28 protein-coding genes are annotated in these 25,361 nt (G+C 68.4%); 5 read left to right on the forward strand and 23 right to left on the reverse strand.

Translation table 11 applies throughout. The features are described 5' to 3' along the window. The 15 genes from WKI94_RS03690 to hpaI form a co-directional block, all read right to left on the reverse strand. On the reverse strand, positions 1 to 425 hold a 425-nt coding region (locus WKI94_RS03690; RefSeq protein WP_337844428.1), incomplete at its 3' end, for an MFS transporter. After that, the gene (locus tag WKI94_RS03695) at positions 422 to 826 is read right to left on the reverse strand and encodes a MarR family transcriptional regulator (protein ID WP_337844429.1); all 405 of its coding nucleotides are present in this window, start codon (positions 824 to 826) and stop codon (positions 422 to 424) included. The genes WKI94_RS03690 and WKI94_RS03695, both read right to left, overlap by 4 nt. A 73-nt stretch (positions 827 to 899) precedes the next feature. Beyond that, a complete protein-coding gene (locus WKI94_RS03700) occupies positions 900 to 1,325 on the reverse strand; it encodes a thioesterase family protein (RefSeq protein WP_337844430.1) in 426 nt (141 codons plus the stop codon). A 4-nt stretch (positions 1,326 to 1,329) separates the two neighbouring features. Next, positions 1,330 to 2,664: a phenylacetate--CoA ligase gene (locus WKI94_RS03705; protein ID WP_337844431.1), complete on the reverse strand. Its 1,335-nt coding sequence runs from the start codon at positions 2,662 to 2,664 to the stop codon at positions 1,330 to 1,332. Further along, positions 2,621 to 3,025: a hydroxyphenylacetyl-CoA thioesterase PaaI gene (gene paaI / locus WKI94_RS03710; RefSeq protein WP_337844432.1), complete on the reverse strand. Its 405-nt coding sequence runs from the start codon at positions 3,023 to 3,025 to the stop codon at positions 2,621 to 2,623. Before paaI ends, WKI94_RS03705 begins: the two co-directional genes overlap by 44 nt. After that, positions 3,022 to 3,744 (reverse strand): ABC transporter ATP-binding protein, encoded by a 723-nt coding sequence (locus tag WKI94_RS03715; protein WP_337844433.1) that lies wholly within the window; start codon positions 3,742 to 3,744, stop codon positions 3,022 to 3,024. Before WKI94_RS03715 ends, paaI begins: the two co-directional genes overlap by 4 nt. After that, entirely contained in the window at positions 3,745 to 5,487 is a 1,743-nt protein-coding gene (locus tag WKI94_RS03720) for a branched-chain amino acid ABC transporter ATP-binding protein/permease (protein WP_337844469.1), read from the reverse strand. It lies immediately after the preceding gene. Further along, positions 5,487 to 6,455 carry a branched-chain amino acid ABC transporter permease gene (locus WKI94_RS03725; RefSeq protein WP_337844434.1) on the reverse strand — a complete coding sequence of 323 codons (969 nt, stop codon included), beginning with the start codon at positions 6,453 to 6,455 and terminating at the stop codon, positions 5,487 to 5,489. The genes WKI94_RS03720 and WKI94_RS03725 overlap by 1 nt, the downstream gene beginning before the upstream one ends. Positions 6,456 to 6,458: 3 nt before the next feature. After that, positions 6,459 to 7,631 carry an ABC transporter substrate-binding protein gene (locus tag WKI94_RS03730; protein WP_337844435.1) on the reverse strand — a complete coding sequence of 391 codons (1,173 nt, stop codon included), beginning with the start codon at positions 7,629 to 7,631 and terminating at the stop codon, positions 6,459 to 6,461. A gap of 125 nt (positions 7,632 to 7,756) precedes the next feature. Further along, positions 7,757 to 8,716, reverse strand: coding sequence for a 3,4-dihydroxyphenylacetate 2,3-dioxygenase (hpaD, locus tag WKI94_RS03735; RefSeq protein WP_337844436.1), 960 nt, complete (start codon positions 8,714 to 8,716; stop codon positions 7,757 to 7,759). Next, on the reverse strand, positions 8,713 to 9,156 hold the full coding sequence (hpaC, locus tag WKI94_RS03740; protein WP_337844437.1) for a 4-hydroxyphenylacetate 3-monooxygenase reductase subunit: 444 nt from the start codon (positions 9,154 to 9,156) through the stop codon (positions 8,713 to 8,715). The genes hpaD and hpaC overlap by 4 nt, the downstream gene beginning before the upstream one ends. Continuing rightward, complete coding sequence (gene hpaB / locus WKI94_RS03745; RefSeq protein WP_337844438.1) at positions 9,153 to 10,604, reverse strand: 4-hydroxyphenylacetate 3-monooxygenase, oxygenase component; 1,452 nt, start codon at positions 10,602 to 10,604, stop codon at positions 9,153 to 9,155. Before hpaB ends, hpaC begins: the two co-directional genes overlap by 4 nt. A gap of 2 nt (positions 10,605 to 10,606) precedes the next feature. Next, entirely contained in the window at positions 10,607 to 12,160 is a 1,554-nt protein-coding gene (gene hpaE, locus WKI94_RS03750) for a 5-carboxymethyl-2-hydroxymuconate semialdehyde dehydrogenase (protein WP_337844439.1), read from the reverse strand. Then, positions 12,157 to 12,897 (reverse strand): fumarylacetoacetate hydrolase family protein, encoded by a 741-nt coding sequence (locus WKI94_RS03755; protein ID WP_337844440.1) that lies wholly within the window; start codon positions 12,895 to 12,897, stop codon positions 12,157 to 12,159. Before WKI94_RS03755 ends, hpaE begins: the two co-directional genes overlap by 4 nt. Continuing rightward, positions 12,894 to 13,784, reverse strand: a complete 891-nt coding sequence (gene hpaI, locus WKI94_RS03760; protein WP_337844441.1) for a 2,4-dihydroxyhept-2-ene-1,7-dioic acid aldolase — start codon at positions 13,782 to 13,784, stop codon at positions 12,894 to 12,896. Before hpaI ends, WKI94_RS03755 begins: the two co-directional genes overlap by 4 nt. Before the next feature lie 145 nt (positions 13,785 to 13,929). Here hpaI and WKI94_RS03765 point away from each other — a divergent pair, with 145 nt between their 5' ends. Beyond that, a complete protein-coding gene (locus tag WKI94_RS03765; protein WP_337844442.1) occupies positions 13,930 to 15,315 on the forward strand; it encodes a helix-turn-helix domain-containing protein in 1,386 nt (461 codons plus the stop codon). A gap of 146 nt (positions 15,316 to 15,461) precedes the next feature. Here WKI94_RS03765 and WKI94_RS03770 read toward each other — a convergent pair whose 3' ends face one another. From WKI94_RS03770 to WKI94_RS03795, 6 genes are read right to left on the reverse strand one after another with little or no spacing between them, the layout of a single operon-like run. Beyond that, the gene (locus WKI94_RS03770) at positions 15,462 to 16,235 is read right to left on the reverse strand and encodes a hypothetical protein (RefSeq protein WP_337844443.1); all 774 of its coding nucleotides are present in this window, start codon (positions 16,233 to 16,235) and stop codon (positions 15,462 to 15,464) included. Between the two features lie 21 nt (positions 16,236 to 16,256). Then, the gene (locus WKI94_RS03775) at positions 16,257 to 16,940 is read right to left on the reverse strand and encodes an ABC transporter ATP-binding protein (RefSeq protein ID WP_337844444.1); all 684 of its coding nucleotides are present in this window, start codon (positions 16,938 to 16,940) and stop codon (positions 16,257 to 16,259) included. A gap of 12 nt (positions 16,941 to 16,952) precedes the next feature. Continuing rightward, positions 16,953 to 18,149: an FtsX-like permease family protein gene (locus WKI94_RS03780; protein ID WP_337844445.1), complete on the reverse strand. Its 1,197-nt coding sequence runs from the start codon at positions 18,147 to 18,149 to the stop codon at positions 16,953 to 16,955. Beyond that, positions 18,150 to 18,839 (reverse strand): outer membrane lipoprotein-sorting protein, encoded by a 690-nt coding sequence (locus WKI94_RS03785; RefSeq protein WP_337844446.1) that lies wholly within the window; start codon positions 18,837 to 18,839, stop codon positions 18,150 to 18,152. It abuts the gene before it with no gap. Positions 18,840 to 18,842: 3 nt separating this feature from the next. Then, positions 18,843 to 20,039, reverse strand: coding sequence for an FtsX-like permease family protein (locus tag WKI94_RS03790; RefSeq protein ID WP_337844447.1), 1,197 nt, complete (start codon positions 20,037 to 20,039; stop codon positions 18,843 to 18,845). After that, positions 20,036 to 20,479 (reverse strand): MarR family transcriptional regulator, encoded by a 444-nt coding sequence (locus WKI94_RS03795; RefSeq protein ID WP_337844448.1) that lies wholly within the window; start codon positions 20,477 to 20,479, stop codon positions 20,036 to 20,038. Before WKI94_RS03795 ends, WKI94_RS03790 begins: the two co-directional genes overlap by 4 nt. Positions 20,480 to 20,566: 87 nt before the next feature. Here WKI94_RS03795 and WKI94_RS03800 point away from each other — a divergent pair, with 87 nt between their 5' ends. Beyond that, positions 20,567 to 20,968 carry a HEPN domain-containing protein gene (locus WKI94_RS03800; protein WP_337844449.1) on the forward strand — a complete coding sequence of 134 codons (402 nt, stop codon included), beginning with the start codon at positions 20,567 to 20,569 and terminating at the stop codon, positions 20,966 to 20,968. Further along, the gene (locus tag WKI94_RS03805) at positions 20,953 to 21,294 is read left to right on the forward strand and encodes a nucleotidyltransferase domain-containing protein (RefSeq protein ID WP_337844450.1); all 342 of its coding nucleotides are present in this window, start codon (positions 20,953 to 20,955) and stop codon (positions 21,292 to 21,294) included. Before WKI94_RS03800 ends, WKI94_RS03805 begins: the two co-directional genes overlap by 16 nt. On the opposite strand, the gene WKI94_RS03810 is transcribed toward WKI94_RS03805, so the two are convergent. Together WKI94_RS03810 and serA are read right to left on the reverse strand one after the other, a co-directional pair. Beyond that, positions 21,281 to 21,985 carry a phosphotransferase gene (locus tag WKI94_RS03810; protein ID WP_337844451.1) on the reverse strand — a complete coding sequence of 235 codons (705 nt, stop codon included), beginning with the start codon at positions 21,983 to 21,985 and terminating at the stop codon, positions 21,281 to 21,283. The genes WKI94_RS03805 and WKI94_RS03810 overlap by 14 nt on opposite strands. A 44-nt stretch (positions 21,986 to 22,029) precedes the next feature. Beyond that, on the reverse strand, positions 22,030 to 23,595 hold the full coding sequence (gene serA / locus WKI94_RS03815) for a phosphoglycerate dehydrogenase (RefSeq protein ID WP_337844452.1): 1,566 nt from the start codon (positions 23,593 to 23,595) through the stop codon (positions 22,030 to 22,032). A gap of 97 nt (positions 23,596 to 23,692) precedes the next feature. Here serA and WKI94_RS03820 point away from each other — a divergent pair, with 97 nt between their 5' ends. Both WKI94_RS03820 and WKI94_RS03825 read left to right on the forward strand, forming a co-directional pair. After that, positions 23,693 to 24,535: a DegV family protein gene (locus tag WKI94_RS03820; protein WP_337844453.1), complete on the forward strand. Its 843-nt coding sequence runs from the start codon at positions 23,693 to 23,695 to the stop codon at positions 24,533 to 24,535. Continuing rightward, positions 24,510 to 25,361 (forward strand): DegV family protein, encoded by an 852-nt coding sequence (locus WKI94_RS03825; protein WP_337844454.1) that lies wholly within the window; start codon positions 24,510 to 24,512, stop codon positions 25,359 to 25,361. Before WKI94_RS03820 ends, WKI94_RS03825 begins: the two co-directional genes overlap by 26 nt.

Here is a 25,361-nt window from a genome sequence, read left to right on the forward strand (position 1 = left end):
AAGATGGCCCCAAAGGCCCCCGCCAGCCGGCCCCTCTCCCGGGGCGGGAAGAAGACGGCGATGGTGGTGAGGGCCAGGGCAAAAAGGGCCCCGCCCCCCACCCCCTGGAGGCCCCGGAAGAGGATGAGCTCGGCCATGTTCTGGGCCTGGCCGGAAAGGGCCGACCCCAGGAGGAAGAGGACCACCGCCCAAAGGAGGACGGCCTTACGGCTGAAAAGCTCCGTAAGCCGCCCGAAGATGACGGAGAAAACGGTGGAGGTGAGGAGGTAGCTGGTGGTGACCCAGGCGTAGTACTCGGCCCCCTTAAGCTCCCCTACGATGCGGGGCATGGCGGTGGAGACGATGGTCTGGTCCAAGGCGGCCAGGAAAAGCCCCAGGAAAATGCCGACCATGGTGAGGCGGACTTCTTTGGGTGTCGGGTTCATGCTTCCTCCAACAAGCGGTCCAAAAGGCGGAGCAGGGTGGCCTCCTCGTCCCCATCCAGGCGGTCCAGGCGCCGCTTTAGGGCCTCGGCGAAGAGCCTTTCCGCCTCCTCCAACACCCTTTCCCCCTTGGGGGTAAGAAAAAGGCGGAAGCGGCGGAGGTCCCCCTCTTCCCGGGCCCGGAGGAGGAGGCCTTGGGCCTCGAGGCGGCGCACCATGTGGCTCACCGTGGGCAGGGGCAAGCCCATGCGCCGGGCGGCCTCCGTGGGGTGGGGGTGGTGCTTTAGGACCCTGAGGAGCCAGGCCTCGAGGCCGGAAACCCCATGGTCCCTAAGCCCCGCCTCCGCCTCCTCCCGGAGGAGGCGCTGGAGGCGCCAGATGCGGGCGAGGAGCTCCCAGACCACGGGGACATTTTACTTTCAAGAGAAACCTTTTAACTGTAAAGCACCCCACCTTTGCCCACAAAGGGGAGGCTTTCTACCCCCGAGACCGCGCCGCCTCCCACCGCGCCCTGAGCCGGGCAAAGAGGGCCTCCACCTTCTCCTTGGGAAGGATGACCTGCTCCGTCCGCCCCTCCCCGATGAGGTCCCCCAGCTCGTTGAAGGCCTGCATGGTGGCGTGGACCCGGTTGCCCACCGTCTTCTCGTGCCAGGCCACCACCCGCACCCGCATCCCCGGCAGGGCAGAGGCCAGGTGGCGCACCTCCACGCAGCTCCCGATCCCCTCCTCCCCTTCCTCCAGGAAGGGGAGGATGATCTTCCGCCCGGCAAGCTCCATGTGCTTGGCCATCCAGTAGGTGGCGTAGACGGGGTGGACGGGGCCGAGCTCCTCAAAGTTCACCGTCATCTCCTCGGTGACCACGGTCTCAAAGACCGCCTGGTAGCCTTCCGGGATGGGGCGCATGGGGCTATTTTCGCAGGTCCAGGACCCGCCTAAGCTTCCCCCCCTCGCTCCTTGGGGCCTCCCCGGGGGCGAGGAGGGTCACCTTCATGGTCACCCCGATGGTGTCCTTGATCTTGTGGGCCACCTTCTCCCTCAGGGCGTGGAGGCGGTGGTCCGCCTCTATGACCTCGTCGGAAAGGGCCTTCTTGCCGATCTCCTGGAAGAAGGCCTCGGAGACCTCCACCTTGAGCTCGGCCTCGTCCAGGGTGCCCTCCCGCCGGACCACGATCTGGTAGTAAGGCTCCACCTCGGGGATGCCCAGGAGGACCGCCTCCACCTGGGTGGGGTAGACGTTGACCCCGCGGATGATGAGCATGTCGTCCGTGCGGCCCAGGATGGGCCCCATGCGCACGTGGGTCCGGCCGCAAGCGCAGGGCTCGTAGGTGAGGAAGGTAAGGTCCCCCGTCCAGTAACGGAGGAGGGGCATGGCCTCCTTGGTGAGGGTGGTGAAGACCAAAACCCCCACCTTCCCCTCGGGAAGGGGCTCCCCGGTGTCCGGGTCCACCACCTCGGGGAGGAAGTGGTCCTCCCAGATGTGGCTCCCCTGGCGCTCCTCCAGGCACTCGTTCGCCACCCCCGGGCCGATGATCTCGGAAAGCCCGTAGATGTTGGTGCTCCGCACCCCAAGCCCCTCGTCCACCTGCTTGCGGATGGCCTCGGTCCAGGGCTCGGCCCCGAGGACGGCGTACTCCAGGGAAAGGTCCTCCGGGCTCACCCCCCGCTTCCGAAACTCCTCCGCCAGGGTCTGGGCGTAGGAAGGGGTACAGGAGATGACCTCCGGCCGGAAGTCCTGGATGAGCATCACCTGGCGCTCCGTCATGCCCCCGGAGACGGGCACCACGGTCATCCCCAAGGCCTCCGCCCCCCCATGGAGGCCCAAGCCCCCGGTGAAGAGGCCGTAGCCGTAGGCGTTGTGGAGCATCATCCCGGGCCGGGCACCGGCCGCGGCCAGGGAGCGGGCCACCACCTCGGCGAAGATCCGGAGGTCCTTTTTGGTGTAGCCCACCACCGTGGGCTTGCCCGTGGTGCCGCTACTGGCGTGGATGCGGGCCACCTCCTCCCGGGGCACGGCGAAGAGGCCGAAGGGGTAGTGGTCCCGGAGGTCGGTCTTCCGGGTGAAGGGAAGCCGGGGAAGGTCCCCCAGGCCCCGGAAGGCCTTGGGGTCCACCCCGGCCTCGTCCAGGGCCTTCCGGTAAAAGGGAACCCTCTCGTACACGTAGGCCACCACCTGCTTAAGCCTTTCGTCCTGCAAAGCCCTAAGCTTCTCCCTGGGTAAGGTCTCCAGTTCCGGCTGGTACATCCTCACCTCCTATGCGAAACACGGTTCCCGTAAAAAGGGCCACCCGCTTGCCCGAAGCGCGCACCTCCACCCGGTAGGTGGCCGTGCGCCGTGAAAGGTGGACCTCCTCCGCCACCGCCTCCACCCGGGCCCCCAAGGGGACAGGGCGGAAGTAGTCCATGCGGCAGGAAAGGGCCACCGCTGGCCCTCGGCTGTTGGAGGCCAGGGCAAAGGCGGCGTCCGCCAGGGCGTAGAGGAAGCCCCCATGGGCGGTGCCGTGGAGGTTCAGGTGCCCCTCCCCCACCACGCCCGCCACCGCCGCCTCCCCGGGGCCTTGGCGGACCACCTGGAACCCTAGGGTGGCCATGAGGGGGTCCTTCATCCCTCCTCCACCTCCTTAAGGCCCAGGTAGGCCTCCACCACCTTGGGATCTTGGGCCAGGGCCTTAGCCTCCCCTTCCAGGACCACCCGCCCCGCCTCCATCACGTAGGACCGGTCCGCCAGGGAAAGGGCCACCTTGGCGTTTTGCTCCACCACGAGAAGGGAAACCCCCTCCGCCTTCAGGTGGGCCAGGGTGCGGTAGATCTCCCGCACCATGAGGGGGGCAAGGCCCAGGGAGGGCTCGTCCAGAAGGAGGAGCTTGGGGCGGGCGAGAAGGGCCCGGCCGATGGCCAGTATCTGCTGCTCGCCTCCCGAGAGCGTACCCGCCCGCTGGTTCCGCCTTTCTCTTAGCCTCGGGAAAAGCCCGTACACCCTCTCCAGGTCGGGCCTCAGGTCCTCCCGGCGGCGGAAGCGGAGAAACCCCCCAAGGAGGAGGTTCTCCTCCACCGTAAGGCCCCCAAAGAGGGCCCGGCCCTCGGGGACCAGCACCACCCCCAGGGGAAGCAGGGTCTCGGGGCTCCTTTTGGGGTAGGGCCGTCCGAAGAGGCGGACCTCCCCTTCGGCCCGGGCGAGGCCGAGAAGCCCCTTCAGCACGCTGGTCTTCCCCGCCCCGTTGGGGCCGATTAAGGCCACGGCCTCTCCCTCTTCCAGCCGGAGGCTTACCCCCTGGACCGCCTCAAAGACCCCGTAGCGTACGGTAAGGCCTTCTACCTGGAGCATCTAGGCCACCTCCTCCCCCAGGTAGGCCGCCCGCACCAGGGGGTTCCTTTGGACTTCCTTGGGCGTGCCCTCGGCGATCTTCTCCCCGTAGTTCATCACCACCACCCGGTCCGCCAGGCCCATGACCAGGTCCATGTCGTGGTCCACCAGGAGGAGGGTGTACCCCTCCCGGGCAAGGCCCTTTAGGAGGTGGGCGAGCTCCCGCTTCTCCCCGGCCCTTAGCCCCGCCCCCGGCTCGTCCAGGAGGAGGACCTCCGCCCCCGAGGCGAGGAGGCGGGCGATCTCCAGGAGGCGCTGCTGCCCCGCGGTAAGCCGGTCCGCCCGCTCCAGGGCAAGGCCTTCCAGGCCCACCCGCTTCAGGGCCTGGTAGGCGGTGGAAAGGGCCCTTTCCTCCTCCTTGCGGTGGAGGCCCAGAAGGACCTGGAGGAAGCCCGCCCGGGTGCGGGTGTAGGTGCCCAGGGCGGCGTTTTCCAGCACGGAAAGCTCGAGGAAAAGGTGGGGATGCTGGAAGGTGCGCCCCAGGCCCAAGGGGTGGATGCGGTAGGGGGGGAGGCCCGTGACTTCCCGCCCGAAGAGGAAGACCCGGCCCCCGTCGGGGGGGATGGCCCCGGTGACCAGGTTGAAGGTGGTGCTCTTCCCCGCCCCGTTGGGGCCGATGAGGGCCAGGATCTCCCCCCGCCTCAAGGCGAAGGACACCCCCGCCACCGCGAGGAGCCCCCCGAAGGCCTTCCTAAGGCCCTCCACCCTCAAGACCTCCTCCCCCCTTGCCCCGGAAGGGGGCCTCGAGGGGAGGGGCTCTGCCTTGGGCAGCACCCCCTTCCGGGAAGGCAGGGCCCTTTCCAGAAAGGCCCAGAGCCCCTTGGGGGCGAAGAGGAGGATGGCTGCCAGGATGAAGCCGTAGGCGATGGTCTCGTAGTTCCCCTCCCGGCCAAGGAGCAGGGGGAGGAGGTCTTTGAGCCAGTCCTCGAGGCCCGTGAAAAGCCCCGCCCCCAACAGCACCCCAGGGATGGACCCCACCCCCCCGGCCACGGCCATGACCAGGTACTTGATGGAGGCCTCCAGGGAGAAGGGGGTGGGGTTCACGAAGCGGAGGAAGTGGGCGTAGAGGAAGCCGGCCAGGCCCGCCAGGACCCCCGAGAGGAGGAAGGCCTTAAGACGCAGGGCCGCGGGGTCCACCCCAAAGCTGGCCGCGGCCAGGGCGTCCCCCCTTAGGGCAAGGAGGGCCCGGCCCAGGCGGCTTGGCCTCAGGTTCCCCAAGGCCCCGAGGAGGAGGACGAGGAGAAGGAGGCTGAAAAGGGCGTAGGCGAAGCCCTCGAGGGTTAGGCCAAAGAGCCCCAAGGGGGGGAGGTCCGTGAGGCCCGTGTGCCCCCCGGTGAGGCCCACCAGGTTCCCTGCCAGGATGTAAAGCGCCACCTGCCAGGCGATGGTGGCCAGGGGCAGGAAGTGCCCCTTAAGCCGCACGGTGAGGGCCCCGATGAGGAGGGCGAGGAGAAAGGAAAGCCCCAAGCCCACAGCGAGCCCAAGCCAGGGGGAGGCCCCAAGCCGCACGGTGAGGAGGGCGGTGGCGTAAGCGGAAACCCCCATGAAGGCCGCCTGGGCGAAGCTGGTCATCCCCGCAAGGCCCGTGAGCACATGGAGGGATAGGGCCACCATGGCCGAGAGGGCAAAGAAGGTGAGGAGGGTGAGGTAGTAGGGGAAGGGCAGGAAAAGGAAAGGCAATAGTAGAAGCCAAGCGTAGCGCATCATTCCTCCACCGCGTGGGCCCTCAGGCTCTGGTAGAAAAGGGCAGGCAGAAGGAGGAGGAAGACCAGAGCCTCCTTGTAGGCGCTGGCAAAAAAGCTGGTAAAGCTCTCAAAAAGACCCACCAAAAGGGCCCCCAGGAAGGCCACAGGGTAGCTCACAAGCCCCCCCAGGATGGCGGCCACGAACCCCTTTAGGCCCAGCATGAAGCCCATGAAGTAGGCGGCGTTGGTGAGGGGGGCGAGGAGGAGCCCGGAAAGGGCCGCCATGAGGCCGGCGATGGCGAAGGCCACCATCCCCGCCTCCTCCGGCCGGATGCCGTAGAGCCTGGCCCCAAGCCGGTTCTCCGCCGCCGCCAGGAGGGCCTTCCCGTAGAGGGAGAAGCGGAAGAAGAGGTAAAGGGCCAGCACCGCCAAAAGGGCGTAGAGGAGGACCAGGACCCCCTGCCAGGAAAGCCCCACCAGGGCCTCGCCCTTAAGAAGGGGCTCGGGCCGGTACTGCTCGGGGCCAAAGAAGACCAGGCCCAGGCCCTGGTAGGCCACGTGAAGCCCCACCGCCAGGATGAGGAGGTGGAGCACCGTGGCCTCCTTAAGGGGCTGGAAGAAGACCCGGTAGGTGGCCAGGCTCAGGTAGACCCCAAGGAGAAGGGCCACGGCATAGGCGAGGGGAGGGAGGCCCCGGGCGGGGAGGGACAGGAGGAAAAGCCCCCCGGCAAGGAGAAGAGGCCAGGGCCTACGGTCCAGGAGGCCCCAGAGGAGGCCCAAGGCCAGGGCCAGGGCCAGGGTGCCGGGGAGCTTGCCGGCGAGGAGCCAGACCAGGGAAAGAGGGGCGTACATCATGAGCTCCCCTATGGGCACCAGGATGACCCGGGTCACGGCAAAGACCAGGACCATGGCCAGGGCCAGGAGGCCATAGACCACCCCGCTTTGCACCCCGTCCAGGAGGAGAAGGCCGAGGATGGTGGCGTCCATGGCCTAGCGGAAGGTGCGGATGAGCTTCCAGCGGCCCCCTTCCACCTGGACCATCACCGCGGCATCCTCAAAGCGGAGGCCCAGGTGGTCCTCCTTGGAGAAGGTGAAGACCCCGTGGGTGGCCACGAGGCCCTTGGTGGCCTCGATCTCCTCGCGGAGGGCGGCGCGGAAGGCCGCGAGGTCCTTGTCGGGGTCGGCCTTCTTCAGGGCCCGCTCCAGGGCCGGCCTCAGGATGAGCCAGGCATCCCAGGCGTGGGCCCCGAAGGTGGAGTAGCTCCCGATGCCGTGCTTGGCCTCGTAGCGCTGGATGTAGTCCAGGGCCACCCGCTTGCTGGGGAAGCTTGCAGGGAGCTGTTCCGCCACCAGGATGGGCCCCGCAGGGAGGAGGGTGCCCTCCACGTCCTTGCCCCCCACCCGGAGGAAGTCGGGGTTGGCCACCCCGTGGGTCTGGTAGATGAGGCCCCCGTAGCCCCGCTCCCTCAAGGTGCGCTGGGGAAGCACCGCGGGGGTGCCGCTTGCACCCACCAAGACGGCGTCCGGCCGGCGGGCGATGATCCTTAGGGCCTGGCCGGTCACGGAGGTGTCCGTGCGGTTGTACCGCTCGCTCACCACCACCTGCAGGCCCTTGGCCTTGGCCTCGGCCTCAAAGAAGCGGGCCCAGCCCTCCCCGTAGGCGTCGTTGAAGCCGATGTAGCCCACGGTCTTCGCCCCCCTGGCCGCCATGTCCGCGGCGATGGCCCGGGCCATGAGCTCCTCCGTCTGGGGGGTCTTGAAGACCCAGAAGCGCTGGGCGTCCACGGGGTAGATGATGTCCTTGCTGGCCGCCAGGGAGATCATGGGCACCTTGGCCTCCGCCACCACGGGGATCATGCCCAAGGAGGCGGGGGTGGTGGTGGTGCCGAGGATGGCCACCGCGCCCTCCTCCACCAGCCGCCTGGTGTTCCGCACCGCCTGGGTGGTGTCGGAGGCGTCGTCCAGGATGACGAACTGCACCTTCCGCCCCGCCACGCCCCCTGTGCGGTCCAGGACCTCCTGGATGAGGAGGAAGGTGTTCCGCTCGGGGATGCCCAAGGAAGCGGCGGGCCCGGTGGCCGAGACCACCACCCCCACCTTGAGGGTCCCCTGGGCCAAGGCCGAAAGGGCCAGGAAAAGGGCTGCCAAGACCAAACGCTTCATCCCGAAACCTCCTTTTTCCCACGGGCCAAAGCCCGATTGGGCCAAGCTAACGAACGTTTGCTCTAAGCATAGATAGGGACCTTTGTCCCGTCAACGGGGCGGGGATGGAACCCGCCCTCAAGGGCCTAGATCACGTGCTGGGGAATCCCCTCCAGGAGAGAGGCCCGCGTGGGGAGAAGGCGGTCTTCCAGGTCCAGGAAGGGGCTGCCCTCCAGGAACCAGCTCCTTGGGGTCTTGTGGCCCCAAAGGGTCTGGCGGCGGGGGTCGTTCAGGCTCCAGCGCAAGGGGGGGTGGTCGGGGTCCACGGTGAGGTAATCGGAGGTGTAAAGCTCCAGGCGGTGGCCGTCGGGGTCCCTCAGGTAGAGGAACATGGCGTTGGAGATCCCGTGCCGCCCGGGGCCCCTTTCAATCCGGTCCGTCTCCATGGCCCCCGCCAGGATGTCCGCCGCCTTCAGGATGCTCAAGGCATCGGGGAGCCAGTAGGCGAAGTGGTGTAGCCTGGGGCCCTCCCCGTTGGTGAAGGCCAGGTCGTGGACGTTCCCCTTGCGGTGGAGCCAGGCGGCCCAGAGCCTTCCCTCCTCGTCCTCCGTGTACTCCGTGAGGCGGAAGGCCAGGGCCTCCCGGTAGAAGCGCACCGCCTCCGCCACCTCGGGGGAGAAGACGTTCAGGTGGTCTATGCGCAAGACCCCAGGCCCCCGGTGCTCGTGGTAGCGCTGGAGGACCCGGGGTAGCTTCTCCGCCTGGAAGTAGAAGGCGAGGGGGTAGCCGAAGGGGTCCTGGAGGCGGAGGATCCTGGGCCGGCCCCAGTCGGCCTCGAGGCCGTGGGGAAGCCCCCTCTCCTCCGCGAAGGCCTTGAGGGCCTCTAGGTCCTCCTCCGAGGCCACCTTGAAGCCAAGGGCGCGCACCGCGGGGAAGGGGGCCTCCTTGAGCTTGAGGCTCCACTCCAGCTCCTCGTAGCCCCGGAGGTAGGCCACCTCGCCCTCCCGGCGCTCCAGGCGGAAGCCCAAAAGCCCCTGGTAGAAGGCGAGGCTCTGTTCCAGGTCCCGCACCCAAAGCTCTATGAAACCCACCCGCACCACGTTCATACCAGCCTCCTGTACCCCCGGGCCCAGTAGACCAGGGGGGGCCCAGGGGGAAAGAGCTCCACCCGCTCCACCCGCCCCACCACCAGGCGGTGGTCCCCGCCGGGGTGGAGGGCCTCGAGGCGGCACCAGAGGGCCGCCAAGGCCCCTTCCACCCGCCCTTCCACCAGGGCCACCCCCGGGGCCGTGCGGCCGGCGAAGTGGTCCGCCACCCGCTCCTGCCCCTCCCGTAGGAGGCTTACGGTGAAGGCCCCGCTCCTTTCCAGAAGGGGCAGGAGCTTGGCCTTCTCGGAGATCCCCAAGGCCACCAGGGGCGGGTCCAGGGAGAGGGACATGAAAGCGGTGGCGGTCATGCCCCGCTCCTCCTCCCCCAGCCGGGCGGCCACCACCGTGACCCCAGCGGCGAAGCGGCTTAGGGCCTCCTTAAAGGCCTCTCCCGTCACGCCCGCACCTCCTCCACCGCCTTCAGGGCCTCCTGCAGGTAGGCCCGGATACGAGCCTTGTAGGGTTCCTTGTCGTAGACGCTGTAGAGGGTCTGGTACATGCGCACGGGGTCGCCGAAGAAGAAGCGCTCGTATAGCTCCTGCCGGGCCCCAAAGCCCGAGAGGGTCATGTCCCAGGCCAGGCGGAAGAGGGCCACCCGCTCCCGGGCCTCCAGGCTGGCCCCCTGGAGGAACTTCTCCAAGAAGGGCGCCAAGGGCCCCTTGAAGTCCTTCTCCGAGGGCAGGGTGATGAGGCCGGAGGCCCCGATCTGCTCTATGATCTCCCGGATCCTGGGGTAAAGCCTCGGGTAGAGGTTCCGCGCCCCGTCCAGGGCCCCCCGGTCGGGGCAGAGGAGGCCGAAGGCGTTCTCCTTGGCCTCCTCCTCGGCCCGGGTCCAGAAGGCCCGCATGGCCTCCAGGTAGACGATGATCTCCGCGATCTTCTCCTGCACGTGGCCGTAGGCATCGGCCCCTATGCCCTCGGCCATGAGGGCCGCCACCCCCAGGAAGGCCTCCGTCTTGGCGGTCTTCAGGGCCACCACCTGGTGGGCCATGTGGTGGAGGGCCCCGGTGGCCGCGTAGGCGGTGTTGCACCGCTCCACGTCCCCCAGGATGAAGACCCGCTCCCAGGGGACCAGGACATCGTCAAAAACCACCAGGCAGTCCATCTCCTCCAGGCGGCTACTAAGGGGATAGTCAAAGGGACTATCCCCCCCCACCAAAGCCTCCCGGCAGACGAAGTGCAGGCCCGGGGTGGAGGTGGGGAGGGCGAAGGCGATGGCGTACTTCTCCGCTCCCGGGCCTTCCTTGAGGAGGGTGGAGGGGAAGATGAGGACCTCGTCCGCCAGGGGGAAGGTGGCGGTCATGCGGGCCCCCCGCACCACCACGCCCTTTTCCGTCTGCCGCACCACCCCCACGGGGATGTAGGGGTCGGGCTGGGCGGAGGGGGGCTTGGCCCGGTTCACCTGGGGGTTGGTGAGGGCGTGGGTGGTGGCCAGGTCCCGGTCGCGGAGGAGGCGGTAGTAGGCCCGGACGTTCTCCGCAAACTCCCCGAAGAACCCGGCGCTCGCCGCGTAGGCCATGACCACCGCGTTCAGGTAGTCCGGGCTCCGGCCCATCATTCCCAGGTTCTGGTCCGCCCAGAGCTTGTAGGCCCGCCCCCGGCGCTTCAGGTCCTCCTTGGTCTTCGGGATGAGGAAGCTCATCCCGTGGCGGCGCCCCTCCTCCTCGTAGGTGAGGGCCTCCCGGTGGCGGGGGTCGTGCTGAAGGTCGTAGAGGGCGGCCATGGTGCGCACGATGCCCCGGAAGACCGGGTGGGTGGTGGGGTCTTCCACCTTCTCCCCCTTGTACCAGAGGTTGGGGGGGCGCTCCTTTAGGGCCTCAAGGTACTCCTGTCCCGTCCTTGCCATGCCTAGCCTCCTTTCCCGAACTTGGGCACGTGGGGGGGTCTTAGGGGAAGCCCCACGGCCTTGAGGTCGGTGTAGAACTCAAAGGCGTAGTGGCCGCCTTCCCGCCGGTCCCCACTCCCCTTCACCCCGCCGAAGGGGGTGGGGAGGTGGCGGACGTTGTGGCTGTTGAGGTAGACGAGCCCGGCCTCCAGCTCCAGGGCCAGGCGGTGGGCCCGCTCCAGGTCCCGGGTGAAGACGTAGGCCGCAAGGCCGTACCGGGTGTCGTTGGCAAGCCTTAGGGCCTCCTCCTCGTCCCGGAAGGGGATGGCCACCAGGACGGGTCCGAAGATCTCCTCCTGGGCGATGCGCATGGAGTTCTCCCCCACGAAGAGGGTGGGGAGGAGGTAGTTCCCCCGGGAGAGGTCCTCCCCCCGGAAGGAGCGGAGGGCCCTCTCCCCGCCCACCAGGAGCCTCGCCCCCTCCTCGAGGCCCAAGCGGATGTAGCCCAGGACCCGCTCCAGGTGCTCGGGGTGGATGAGGGGCCCCACCTCGGTCTCCGGGTCCAGGGGGTGGCCCACGCGGATGGCCCGGGCGCGCTCCGCCACCTGGCCCACGAAGTCCTCAAAGATGGTGGCCTCCACCAGGAGCCTGGAGTTCGCCGTGCACCGCTCGCCGTTGAAGGAGTAGATCTGGAAGACCACCGCGTCCAAGGCCCTTTCCAGGTCCGCGTCGGCGAAGACCAGGGCCGGGCTTTTCCCCCCAAGCTCCAGGGAAAGCCGCTTCAGGTGGCGGGCCGCGTTCTGCATCACGATCTTCCCCGTCTCCGTCTCCCCGGTGAGGGTGAGGAGGGGGACCAGGGGATGGGCCACCAGGGCCGCCCCCGCCTCCTCCCCGATGCCCTGGACCACGTTGAAGACCCCAGGGGGAAGATCCGCCTCCTGGACGATCTCCGCAAGCTTTGACGCCGTGAAGGGGCTCCACTCCGCAGGCTTCAGCACCACGGTGTCCCCGGCGGCCAGGGCAGGGGCGATGCGCCAGGTGGAGAGCATCAGGGGGGCGTTCCAGGGGGTGATGATGCCCACCGGCCCCGCGGGGACCCGGATGGCGTAGTAGAGCCAGTCCCGGTCCACGGGGTAGGTGCGGTCCTCCATGGCGTGCTCGGCGTACTCCGCATAGAAGGCGAAGTTCTCCGCCGCGCGGGCCACCTGGGCCCGGACGATCCTCAGAACCTGCCCCGCGTCCAGGCACTCCACCACCGCAAGCTCGTCCGCCCGCTTCTCAATGAGCTCGGCGATCTTCAGGAGGTAGCGCTTCCTCTCCCGGGCCGGGGTGCGGCTCCAGCGCGAAAAGGCCTCGTGGGCCGCCCGGGCCGCCCGGTCCACCTCCCTTTCCCCGCCCCGGGCCGCGTGGCCCAAGACCTCCCCCGTGGCGGGGTCCAGGGAGGGGAAGGTGGCCCCGTCCTCCGAGGGGGTGAAGGCCCCCCCGATGAAGTGCAGGGCTGGCCTCTCCTTCAGGGCCTTGCGGAGGGCCTCAATGGTCTCCCAAGGGATGCCGGCCACCTGGTCTTGGTACCTCATGCTTCCTCCACCACCGGGTTTTCCAAGGCCCCAAGCCCCTCCACCTCCAGGCGCATGGCATCGCCGGGGAGGACCCGGCTAATCCCCTTAGGGGTGCCCGTGAGGAGGACATCGTAGGGCTCCAGGGTCATGAACTCCGCGATGTACTCCAAAAGCTCGACCACGCTGAAGAGCATCCTCGAGGTGTGCCCCTCCTGCCTCAGCTCCCCGTTCACGTAGGCCCTAAGCCAGAGGTTCTGGGGGTCCTCCACCTCGTCCACCACCAAAAAAGGCCCCAAGGGCCCAAAGGTGTCCCGCCCCTTGGCCCGGATGGGGGGGCGGAAGGTGCTCGTCACGTGGTCCCGGGCCACCAGGTCGTTGGCGATGGTGTAGCCCAGGACGTAGTCCAGGGCGTCCTTGGCCCGCACGCGGCGCATGGGCCTGCCCACCACCACCGCCAGCTCCACCTCGTAGTGGACGAACCCCACCCCCTTGGGGTAGCGCACCGCCCCCTTGTGGGGAAGGAGGCTGCTGTTGGGCTTCCAGAAGAGGGCGGGCTCCTCGGGGCGGGCTAGACCCAGCTCCTCCGCGTGGTCCGCGTAGTTCAGGGCCACCCCGATGACCTTCCCCGGGGTGAAGGGGAGGAGCCAGGTGACCCCTTCCGGGTCGTGGGCCTCCCCCGCCTCGTCCAGGAGAAGGCCCTCCCGGTAGACCCCGTGGTGCACCCGGCCCCTGGCGATGAAGCGGCAAAGCTTCACGCCCGCACCTCCAAAAGCCCGTAGCGTTCGGCCATGGCCCTAAGGCGGGCCTCGATCTCCAGGGTGGTGGGGCCTAGGGGCAGGCGCCACTCCTTCTCAACGAGGCCCATCCAGGCCAGGACGGTCTTCAGGGGGATGGGGTTGGTGTCCCAGAAGATGGCCTCGTTGGCCTCCAGGAGGTGGTAGTGGAGCCTTCTTGCCCCCTCGTAGTCCCCGGAAAGGGCCTTTTCGCAAAGGAGGGCCACCTCCTTGGGAAGCCAGTTGGCGGTGGCGGCGATGGTGCCCACCGCCCCCAGGCTCATCATGGGGAGGGTGAGGCTTTCTAAGCCGCAGAAGACGAGGAAGTCCTCCCCCGCCTCCCGGATGAGGTGGGAGACGTACTCCAGGTCCTTGGAGGAGTGCTTGAGGCCCACGATGTTGGGGAAGCCCCGCCTAAGGCGGGCCACGGTGTTGGGGGCGATCTCCACCCCGGAGCGGCCCGGGATGTTGTAGATCACAAGGGGAAAGTCCGGCACCGCCCTGGCCACCTCGGCGAAGTAGCGGTAAAGGCCCTCCTGGTTGGGCTTCACGTAGTAGGGGACGATGACCATGGCCCCGTCCGCCCCCACCTCCTTTGCGTAGCGGGTGAGCTCCAGGGTTTCCTCCAGCCTCAGCGCCCCCGTCCCCGCCAGGACGGGCACCCGCCCGGCCACCTCCTCCACGGCGATCCGGATCACCCGCTTCCTCTCCTCCAGGGTCTGGGTGCCGGGCTCGCCCGTGGTACCGCCCACGCTCACCCCGTGGGAGCCCGCCTCCACCACCCGGCGGATAAGCCGCCTCAGGGCCTTCTCGTCAATCTCCCCGTTGCGGAAAGGGGTCACCAGGGGGGGAATGGACCCGCGAAACATGCTCCTCCTTTCGCCCCCCAGTGTGGGCGGGGCGCGGAGGGGAGGCAAGTGTGGAAAAGGACAAAAACATCAAAAACTTTGGCTATAAGAACAGATACCGACCCCTTTTCCTTCTCCTGGCCCCGGGATATGGTGAAGATGAACAATGAAAGGCGAAGATTTTGTCCCTAAAGACATCTCCTTCACTGCCCTGGTGCAGGGCCTGGGCCTTCCCCTCCTCCACCCCTCGGACCGGCCCGTGCTCCACCTCCTGGAGGCCCCAAAGCCCGTGCCCGCGGAAGGGGCCTTGGTCCTCTTCCTGCCCCAAAGCCTCTACCCCTACCGGGGGGCGAGCGGCTTCCTAGTGCGGGAGCCCACGGAGGCCCTTTTGGCCTTCGCCCAGAAGGAGGGCGTGGGGGTGGCGGCCTACCCCCCCTGGCTGGACCCGGAGGAGCTGGAGCAGGCCCTAAGGCTTAGGCTCTTCCAAAAGGCGGGGGGGGTGGCCCTGGCGGGGCTTCTGGACCTCCTCCTGAAGCTTCCCGACCGCGCCCTTTTGGAGGTGCTCCACCGGGCCACGGGGCTGGCCCTGGCCCGGGTGGCCCCCTGGGGGGAGGTCTTGGGCTTCGCCGGGCCCGTGCCCCCTAGACACCCCCAGGAGGCGGGGGTGGGCCCCGGGTGGCGGGCCCTGGAGGCGGGAGAGGGGCTCCTTGTGGCCTACGGGGAGGAGGCCCTTTTGGAGAGGGCAGGGGGGCTTTTGGAGGTGGCCTCGAGGCTCCTCAAGGTGCGGGGCCTGGAGCGGAGCCTGGAAAGGATGCAGGAGGAGAGCCTGGGGGCGGCCCTCCTGGAGGGGCTCATCCTGGGGGAGGCGGAGCCGGAGCGCCTCTTCGCCTTCGGCTTCAGTGAGGGGGTGGAGTGGGTCCTGGCCCTGGCCGAGCCCCCGCCCATCCCCGGGCGGCACCGGCTGGCGGAGGAGAGGCGGCGGGAGGCCACCTTGGAGCTCAGGCGGCGGGCCGGGGCCTTTTTGAACCGGCTCGGCGTCCCCTACCTCCTCGCCCCCCGGGGGAACCGGGTGGTGGCCCTCTGGCAGGTGCACCACCCCGGGAAGGAGGCGGAAGGGCTCCTGAAGGCGCTCCTTCCCGGAAGCCGCCTGGGCTACTCCGCGGTGCACGCGGGGGCCGAGGTGCAGGAGGCCTACCGGGAGGCCCTCATCGCCCTCAAGGCCGCCCGAGGCGGGGAGGCCCTGGCCTTCACCGCCTTGGACCCCGTGGCCTTCGTCCTCCTGCAGCAGTCCCCGGAGGACCTGAAGGCCCTGGTGGAGCGCTACCTGCCCCTTCCCCCCAAGCTCCTAAAGACCCTCGAGGCCTACCTGGAAACCGCGGCCACCTCCCGGGGGGAGCACCTGAAGGAGGTGGCGGAGAAGCTCCACGTCCACCCCAACACCCTGCGCTACCGCCTGAAGCGGATCGAGGCCCTCCTCGGCCCCCTCTCCCGCCCCGAAACCCTGGCCCGGGTGCACCTGGCCTTGAGGGCGCGGGACCTGCTCGCGGGGTAGGGGTTCTAAGTGCCCAACCGAAGCGAAAGCTTCGGTGGAGACCCCAGAAAGAGAGTCCACCATGCCTTTCCTCCGAGCTCCATGAGGATCCTTCAATGCCCGGGCACCGGTATTTGTTCTTTATTTCACGATTCATCAGGCTCGTGTTAAAACTCTCCCCTAAAGCCGACCCACCCCAGGAGGCGCCCCCCCTCCCCGCCCACGCCCAGGCTCCAAGCCTCCCACCGGAGGCTAGCCCCGCCGAAAAGGCCCTGGCGCACCCCCAAAAGGCCCTGGAAAGCCAGCCCCTCCCCTTCCCAGGCCAGGGCCAAGGCAGCCCCCCAGGGGTAGACCCCTTCCAGGGTAAAAAGCCAGGGCCCCAGGAAAGCGGTATAACCCAGAAGCGCCCTGGGACCCTCCCGGGTCCAAAAGGCCTCCCCGTACCCCACCCCCTCCCCCAGGGCCAAGCTCCCAAGCAGCCCCGCCCCTTCCCGGAAGAGAAAAAGCCGCCCCTCGCTTAGGGCCAGCTCGGCAAAGGGGCCCCGTTCCGTGAGGCCCAGGCGCAAGCGGTGGCCCGGGCCGTAGTGGGTGAGGGCACCCCCCCAGACCCCGGTGCTCCCCCCCACGGGGTTTAGAGCGTTCCAGGTGTAGGGGAAAAGCCGCCCCTCCCCCGGCGTCAAGGGGAAGCGGCCCAAGGTAAGGGTCCAGTCCCCTTCCTGGGCCTCCAGGTAGGCCCGCTCCACCTCCACCTCCCCCCGCCCTCCAGGCCAGGAAAGGTAGGGCGCCAAGGCCAGGCCCAAGCGCCCCCCCTCCAAAGCCCAAACCCCCTCCAGGCGCAGGTAGGCCACCCCCAGGCCGCCCCCACCCCTTACGCCCATCTCCAGCCCCTGGCCCAAGGCCAGGCCCAGGGCCACGGCCCAAACCCCCAAGGCTTTCCCCACGACCAACCTCCCCGGGGGCCCTTACCGGCGCTCCTCCCCCACGATCCGCCCGTCCTCGAGGCGCACCACCCGGCCCACGTGGGCGAGAAGCCGGGGGTCGTGGGTGGAAAAGAGGAAGGTCACCCCCTGCTCCCGGTTCAGGGCCTTCATGCGCTCAATGAGGGCCAGGCCGTTTTGGGAGTCCAGGTTGGCCGTGGGCTCGTCCGCCAGAACCAAAAGGGGCTCCCCGGCCAGGGCCCGGGCCACGGCCACCCGCTGCTGCTCCCCCCCGGAGAGCTGGTGGGGGCGGCGGTGGGCCTTGTCCTTAAGGCCCAAGGCCTCCAAGGCCCAAAGGGCCTTTTCCTCCCGGGCCCGCCTTGGGACCCCCCTAAGCTCCAGGATGAACCCCGCGTTTTCCAGCGCGGTGAGGACGGGAAGGAGGTTGTAGGCCTGAAAGACCAGGCCCAGCCCCTTTAGGCGGAAGCGGGCCCTTTCCGTGCGGGAAAGCCGGTCCAGGCGCACCCCGCCCACCCAGACCTCCCCCTCCGTGGGAAGGTCCAGCCCTGCGAGGAGGTGGAGGAGGGTGCTCTTCCCCGAGCCCGAAGGCCCCACCAAGGCGGTGAACTCCCCCGCCTCCACCACCAGGTCCACGCCCCTCAGGGCCCAGGTCTCCACCCCGTCCCCCCGGTACACCTTGGTCACGCCCTTGGCCTCTATGATGGGCACCGCACCACCTCCTTAGGGCACATAGCGCATGGCCTCCACCGGCTCCAGCCTCGAGGCCAGGTAGGCAGGCCACAAGGCCGCCAAAACGGCCACCCCCACCGCGTAGCCCAGGGTGAGGAGGACGTCCCTAACCCCCAGCCGCCCGTAAAGGACCTCGGGAAGGCCGAACTCCCGGTACTGCTCCAAAAGGGCCTGGGGCAGGGGAAGCCGGAAGCCATCCGCCAGCTCCAGCTGCACCCCAAGCCCCAAAAGAAGCCCCACCCCTGCCCCTACCCCCACCAGGAGGAGGCTTTCCCAAAAGACCAGGGCCATGATCCGCCGGCCCGAAAGCCCCAAGGCCGCCAGGAGGCCGAACTCCCGGACGCGCTCCACCAGGCTCAGGTAAAGGGCATTGAGGAGGATAAGCCCCGCCAGGACGAAGAAGATCCCCACGTACACCCCCATGATCACGTCGTAAAGGGGAAGGAGGGCCGCGTAGGTGGGATTGGCCTCCAGCCAGGTTTCCACCACCAGGCCAGGAAGCTTGGGGCGGAGCCTCTCCTTCAGGGCCTCGAGGGGGGCAAGGTCGTAAAGCCCCACCCCGGGAAGCCAGACTCTGAGGAGGGTTACCCGGCCCGGGGCCAAAAGGAGCTGGGCGTCCTCCAGGGGCACCAGAAAGGTGCGGGCCTCCAGCTGGGTTTCCGGCAGGTCCAAAAGCCCCACCACCCGGAAGGGGTACACCCCAAGGCCCAAGCCCCCAGGGGCGTAGGCCACCACCTCGTCCCCCAGCCCCACCCTGAGGGCCCGGGCCAGGGCCTCCCCCAAAAGGGCCTCCCCCGGGGCCTGGGGCAGGCGGCCCGCGGAAAGGGCCCGCCTCTCCCGGAGGAAGGCCTCGGGCTCGAGGCCCGTAAGGCCCACCGCCCGGCTCCGCTCCCCGGCGATGAGGAGGGCCGCCCCCTCCAGAACGCCCTCCAAGGTGGCCCCAGGGGGCAGGTCCAAGGGGGGCGGGGTAAAGGCCAGGCTCTCCAGATCCTCCTTCTCCTGGTACCCCTCCACCCGCACCACCAAGTGGCCCGTGCGCTCCAGGACAAGGCGTAGGAAAGCGTCAAAGGCCCCCGCGTAGACGGAAAGGAAGAGGAGGGAAAGAAAGACCACGAGCGCCACTACCCCCAAGGTGGTGAGGCTCCGGCCCGGGGTCCTTAAGAGGTTGCGCCAGGCCAGGCGGAGCACCTAGCACCCCCTTTCCAGGGCCAGGGGACTGAAGCAAGCGGGCGGCACCGGCCCCACCTTGACCTGGGTGATCTCCACCACCGTGCGGTATCCGGGGCGGAGAAGGTCCAAAAGCTCCATCCGCCCAGGGAGAACCCTCCCAGAAAAGGCCTGGTAGCCGGAAAGCCGGAGCTCGCGGATGGCCTGGCCCCTTTGGTCGTAGTAAAGGATGCGCTCGGGAAGGTCCTCTTTAAGGTGCACCTCCACCCGGCCGTAGGGGGTGGGGGCCTGGGGCTTGGGGGTAAGGACCAAGGCCCCCCCCTCCTCGCTTGCGGTGAAAAGCTCCTCCAGGTCCCGGCCCATGAGGTCCTGGTAGGTGAGGTCGGAGCCCAGAAAGCGCTCGCTCCGGCCCGTGGGGGGAAGGCGGAGGGTGCGGCCTAGGCGGGGGTCATAAAGGTAAAGCTCCGTTCCCAAGGAGAGGAAAGCCTGGCCGGCCTCCGAGCGGGGCTCCAACACCCGCAGGTGGGCCCTTTGGCCGTCGGTGTACACCTGGAGGCGGTAGAGCTTCTCCGACTGGGGCCGGACCACCTTAAGAACATAAACCGCCTGGTGCTCCGGGCCCCTCAAGCGGTTCAGCACCGACTTAAGCTTCTCCGCCGGGCTTTGGGCCAGGGCCAAGGCCAAAAAGAAGAAGGGGATGAGGCGCCGCATCCTTCACTCTCCTTTCAGGTACCGAGGCACGTCCAGCCTCAGAACCAGCCGCCCCGGAAAGAGGAGGGCCAAAAGGCCGGAGAGGACCACCACCGCCCCCGCGTAGAGGGCGTAGGTGGGCCGAAGGGCGGTGTAAAGGGTTTCGGAAAGGCCAGACTCCGGCAAAAGCTCCATGGAAAGCCGCATCAAGGGGCCAAAGACGTTGTGGGTGGAGGTGTAGGCGAGAAGGCCATAGCCCAGGAGGAGGCCCACCGCCAAGCCCACCAGGCTCGCCAAAGCCGCCTCTAAGGCCACAAGCCCCGCCAGGCCCAAGGGGGTAAGGCCCAGGCTCTCCACCACCGCAAACTCCCGAAGCCGCTCCCGCACCGAAACATAGGTGGTGCTCACCACGGCCACCGCCGCCAGGAGCATAAAGAGGCCGAGAAGGGGGATATAGAAAAGGCGGCTACCCTCGTAGTCCGCCCGGATGGGCCCCATGAGGTCCCAGACCCCCTTGGCCCAAAGGTCTTCCGGGAGGAGGGCGTTGAGCTCCGCCGCCACCTGGGCTTCCCGCCCCCGGGGCACCTTCAGGGCCAGGTGGGTGGCCAGGACCCCGGTAAGGGCCCGGGCGTCCTCGAGGTGCACGTACACCCCGCCATAGTCCACGTTGGACACCCCTGCCCGCACCACCCCCACCACGGTGAGGCCCAGGGCCTCGGGGCCCTTTAGGGCGCTCGCCTCCACCACCAACCGCTCGCCCAGGCGGATATCCAGGCGCTCGGCGAGCTTGGCCCCCAAGACCACCTCCCCGGGGGCGGAAAGCCAGCGGCCCTCCGCCACCTTATGGGGCACCCGGGAAAGGGCCTTCTCCCCTTCCGGGTCCACCCCCTGGACCAGGCCGCCCTCGAGGCGGTAGGGGGAGCGGAGGAGGGCGTAGAAGGCGAGGCGCGGGGTCATGGCCTGCACCAGGGGGTGGACTAGGGAAGGCAGGGCGGAAAAGCCTTGGCTTGGGTCCGGGTCCTCCCAGAAGGCCTTGCGGGCCACCTCCACCGGAGCCTCCACATAGGCCCCGTAGGCCTCCACCAAGCTCTCCCCGTAGCCGTCCAGGAAGCCGAACATGAAGAGAACAGCCACCGTGACGTAGATCACCACCAAGGAGAGGAGGCCCGTGCGCCGCTTCTGCCGCAGGAGGTTGCGCCAGGCAAGCCTCAAAAGGGTCATTCTTCCTCCTCGTAGCGTTCCAAAAGCCCCGGGAGGGCCCGCTCAAAGAAGGCGTAAAGGCGGTGCATCTCCCTTAGCCGCTCCCCCTTCCCCGGGGGGAGGAGGGCCAGTCCCCGCTCCGCGGCCTCCCGGTAGAGGCTTAGGGCCCGGGTCTTCTCCAAAAGGAGCTTCCGCCAGGCCCCAGGCCGGATGGTGTACCGGTCCGCCCGCTCCCCAGGCCGCCTGAGCCTTTCCACCAGGCCGAGGCGGGTGAGGAGGTGAAGGGCAGGGCTTAGGGCCCCCTTGCTCACCCCAAGGGCCTCCCCCATCTCCTTGGCCGTCTGCTCCGGGGGATCGGCTACCAGGAGCCAGGCCAGCACCCGGCCCGCCATCCGGGGCAGGCCCGCCCCTTCAAAGAGGAGGGCGGTTTCCTCCACCCAGGCCTTCAGGGGGGCTTCCACAGGTTTAGGCTACTTATGTCCTGAAAGTTTTGTCAACTCCAAACTTTCAAAACCCCAAAGCCCCTAAACAGGGCCTAAACTGGAGCCATGGACCGGGAAGAGTACGAGCGCTGGCTAGCCCAAGCCAAGCACACCCTGGCCTCCGCAGAGCGGGACGCGGAGGAAGGGGACCACGACTGGGCCTCCTTCAAGGCCCAACAGGCGGGGGAATACGCCCTAAAAGGGCTCCTCAGAGGTCTGGGCCAGGCGGCCCACGGGCATAGCCTCAAGCGGCTTCTAAGCGCCCTGGAAGGGGTAGGGGTGGCCGTGCCCCCCGAGCTGGTGGAAGCCGCCCAGGAGCTGGACATCCACTACGTGCCCGCCCGCTACCCGGACGCCTACCCGGAAGGAAGCCCCTTTGAGTTCTACAACGCCAAGAGGGCCCGGGAAGCCCTGGAGGCCGCCCGGCGCATCCTCGCCTGGGTGGAGGAAACATGGCAGGCCCCCTAGCCAAGGCCTTGACCGAGCGGCAAAGGGCGCGGGAAGCCCTCCTGGAGGAGGCCCGGGCCTACGCGCAAAGGGTCCGGGAGGCCTTGGGAGAGGCAGAGGTTTACCTTTTCGGCTCCGTGGCCCGGGGGGACTTCAACCTGGAAAGCGACCTGGACCTCCTGGTGGTCTCCCCCGCCCTGCCCCAAGACCCCCTGGAGCGGGCCCGGCTCCTTTTCGCCCTACGCCAGGGGCGGGAGGAGCCTAGGGGCCTCCTTCCAGAGGAGTTTACCCGCCTTAAGGCCAAGGGAGGGGCATGGTTTTTGGAAGGGGCCCTTAAGCTCCGTTAGAAAAACTCGTCCAGAAGGTGATAAAAGGCCATCTTCCCCCAATCGGGCCCCAAAAGGCCGTAGGCCTTGAGGAACGCCTCCACCCACCCCTCCCCCAGGCCCAAAGGATCTGGACCATGAGGGCCAGGTCCTGGCACCGGTCCGCCACCCCCAGCCGACCCAGGTCCACAAAGAACACCCCCTCCCCCCATAGGAGAACGTTGTCCAAACAAAAATCCCCGTGGGCCACCACCAGCTCCTCCCCTAGCGGGCGGGCTTTGAGAAGCTCCTGGAACAAAGCCTCCGCCTTCAGGCCTCGGCGCTCCTCGTCAACGTCCTCCTCGCCCACAAGCCCGAGCTCCAACCAGCGCAAGGCGCCCGTCAAGGGGGCAGGCCTCGAGGGGTAGGGCGTGGGCTGCCTTAGGGTCCGGGCCAGGCGGGCCACCGCCTCCTTGCGGCCCTCAGGAAGCACCTCTGAGGCAGGAGGGCCAGGGAGTTCCTTCAGCAGAAGGTACTCGTACCCCCCTTGGGCTAGGTAGGCCTTCACCTGGGGCCCAAGCCCCCAGCGGCTGGCCCCCGCCTCCCGGGACAGATGGGCCGCGGGGTCTGGGTCCTCTGCCACCCGCTGAACCTTGAGGATAAGCCCCTCCACCCCCTGCTTCCTAAGCCGGAAGACCCACGCTCGGGAACCCCCCTCCCCCACGGGCCCCATCCGGTAGCCCCGAAGCCTTTGGGCCAGGGGCTCGGGGCGGTCCCTCAGAGCTCCACCAGGTCCACCCGCTCCAGCACCGGGAGGCCCCTCAAGGCTTCCAAGACCTCAGGGCTCGGCTTCTGGTCCACGGTGAGGACAAAGAGCGCCCGACCCCCGGGCACATCCCGCCCAAGCTGCATCCCGGCGATGTTCACCCCCGCCTCACCCAAGAGGGTCCCCACCTGGCCCACCACCCCGGGGCGGTCGTAGTTCACGCAGACCAGCATGTACCCCTCGGGAACCACCTCCAGGGCGTAGTCGTCTATGCCCACCAAGCGGGGCTTCCCGGCGATGACCACCCCCCGGGCCCGCCGTTCCTCCTGGTCCGTGGCCAGGCGGACCTCCACAAGGCGGGTGTACTCCCCCGCCTCCTCCTGCCTGCGGGTTATGAGCTGCACCCCCCGGTCCTTGAGGAGGGGCCTAGCGGAGACCAGGTTCACCGCCTCCTCCCCCAGCACCCGGGCCAAGAAGCCCCGGGCCACGGCGCTGGCCATGGGCTCGGGGTCCTTCTCAAACTGGCCCAGGAAGCTCACCTCGAGGACCTCCGGCCGCCCCCGGGTGATCTGGGCCAGAAGCCGCCCCAAAGCCTCCCCCAGGGGCAAAAAGCCCTTCAGGGCCTGGAGGGCCTCGGGGTCAAAACCGGTGTTCAGGGCATAGGAGAGATCCCCTTCCAGGGTGCGCACCACCCGTTCCAAGACCGCCTCCCCCACCCGGTCCTGGGCCTCCAGGGTGTTGGCCCCTAGGTGGGCGGTGAGGACCACCTTGGGGTGCCGGAGGAGGGGGTGGTCCTTGGGTGGGGGCTCCTCTGCGAACACGTCCAGGCCTGCGGCAAAGAGGTGGCCCTCCTCCAGGACCTCAAGAAGGGCCTTTTCGTCCACAATCCCGCCCCGGGCGGCGTTCACCACCACCGCCCCCCGGGGGAGGAGGTAGAGCTCCCGGCGGCCGATCATGCCCCGGGTTTCCTCGGTAAGGGGCGCGTGGACGGTGAGGAAGTGGCTCTGGCGGAGCATGTCCGAAAGGTCCTCCAAAAGCTCCACCCCTAGGCTTTCCGCCCGGGTCTTGGGGATGTAGGGGTCGTAGGCCAAAACCCGCATCTCAAACCCCTTGGCGAAGCGGGCCACCTGGCTTCCAATGCGCCCAAGGCCCACGATCCCCAGGGTCTTGCCCTTAAGCTCCAGCCCCAAAAACTTCCGGTCCCACTCCCCCGCGCGGATCTTGCGGTCGGAAAGGGCGATGCCCCGGGCGGCGGCCAGGAGAAGGCCGAAGGCAAGCTCCGCCGCGGAGCGGGTGTTGGCCTCGGGCACGTTCACCACCAGGATGCCCAGGCGGCTTGCGGCCTCGAGGTCCACGTTGTCCACCCCCACCCCGCCCCGGCCCACCACCTTAAGCCGCTTGCCCCGCTTTAGGAGCTCCGCGTCCACCTGGGTGCGGCTCCGGGTAATGAGGGCATCGTAGGCGGGGATGATCTCCAGAAGCTCCTCCCGGCCGATCCCGGGCCGGTAGTCCAGAAGGACCCCGGGGTAGCGCACCTCCCCCAGGCGCATGTCATCCGAGACCAGGACCCTCCACATAAGGCCAAAGCTAGCACCCCGAAGGCCCCTAAGCAAGGGAGGGCCTACACTACACTCCAGGCGCTATGGTATCCTGGCCGGGACCGTAAGGAGGGGTATGAAGGTAGCCCTGGTAACGGATTCCACCGCCGACCTGCCCAAGGCCTTAAGGGAAGAACTGGGCATCCAAGCCGTGCCCCTGTACGTGAACCTAGGGGGCCGGGTCTACCGGGACTGGGAAGAGATCACCCCCAACGAGGTCTTCCAGAAGGTGCGGGTCGGGGAGGCCTTCCCCACCACCAGCCAGCCCTCCCCGGAGGACTTCATCCGCGCTTACGAGAACGCCCTGAAAGGGGCGGACCACGTGCTTTCCATCCATATCTCCGCCCGGCTTTCCGGCACGGTGCAGTCCGCGGAGCTCGCCGCCCAGAACTTCCCCGGGCGGGTCACGGTCTTTGACAGCCAAGGGGCCTCCTTGGGGATCGGGATGATGGTCCTAAGGGCCCACGAGCTCCTTTCAGCGGGGGCCAGCCTGGAAGGCGTTTTGGAGGAGCTAAGGCGCCTCCGCGCCGACCACTTCGTCCGCTTCAGCGTGGCCACGTTGGAGTTCCTCAAGCGGGGAGGGCGGATCGGGGGGGCCCAGGCCCTCCTCGGCACCCTCCTTGGCATCAAGCCCATCCTCACCCTCAAGGAGGGCCGGGTGGAGGCTGCGGGCCGGGCCCGGGGGGAGCGGAAGGCCAAGGAGGAGATCCTGAAGGACTTCAAGGCCTGGGGGACGGGCCGGAAGCGCATCCGGGCCTTCTTCCTCTACGGGGGCGAGGAAGGGGCGGTGGAGGAGCTCAAGGCCATGGTCCTGCAAAGCGGCCTGCCCGTGGAGGAGGTCCTCACAGGGGAGCTTGGGGCCGTGATCTCCAGCCACACGGGGCCGGGCACCTATGGCTTCTACGCCTACAGCCTCTAAGGTGGCCTTTGTGGCCGACAGCACCCTGGGCCTCACCCCCGAAGAGGCCCTCCAAGAGGGCATCCACCTGGTGCCCCAGCAGGTGATCCACGGCGGCCGGTCCTACCGGGACCTGGTGGAGATCCGCCCCGAGGAGGTTCTGAACCTCCTGGAAAAGGGAGAGCGCCTCAGCACCAGCCAGGTGGCCCCGGAGGACCTCAGGGAAACCTACGCGAGGCTCCTAAAGACCCACGAACGGGTGGTTTCCGTGCACGTGTCCGGAAAGCTTTCGGGCACGCTTTCCACCGCCATGCGCGTGGCCCAGGGCTTTGGGGGGCGGGTTTTGGTCCTGGACTCCTGGTCCCTCAATGGGGGGCTGAAGCTGGTCCTGGAGGAGGCCCGCCGCCTCCTCGAGGCCGGGGTGGCCTGGGAGGGGCTGGAAGCGGCGCTCGCCCCCTTCCGGGCCCGGGTGCGGGGGTACGTCCTCCCCCAAACCCTCACCTACCTCCACCGCTTGGGGCGGATCAGCGGCCTAAAGCGCTTCGTGGGGGGGCTTCTTCGCATCCTTCCCATCCTGGAGGTGAAGGAGGGCGGGGTCTTCCCCGGCCCTCGGGTACGGGGGTTCGGGGAGGGGCTGAGGAAGGTGGTGGAGCTTTTCCGGCGGGACTTCCCAAGCGGGGCCCAGGTCTACCTGGCCCACGCGGGGAACGGGGAGGGGGCCAGGGCCCTAGGGGAGGCCATCCGCCAGGAAGGGGTGGAGGTTTTGGGCATGCTCCCCGCGGGGGCAGCGGTGAGCGTGCATGCGGGCCCCGGCACCGTGGCCCTCTTCGCGGGGCCCAGGGGGTGA

The sequence above is a fragment of the Thermus sp. genome (assembly GCF_037444525.1).
Classification (GTDB): domain Bacteria; phylum Deinococcota; class Deinococci; order Deinococcales; family Thermaceae; genus Thermus.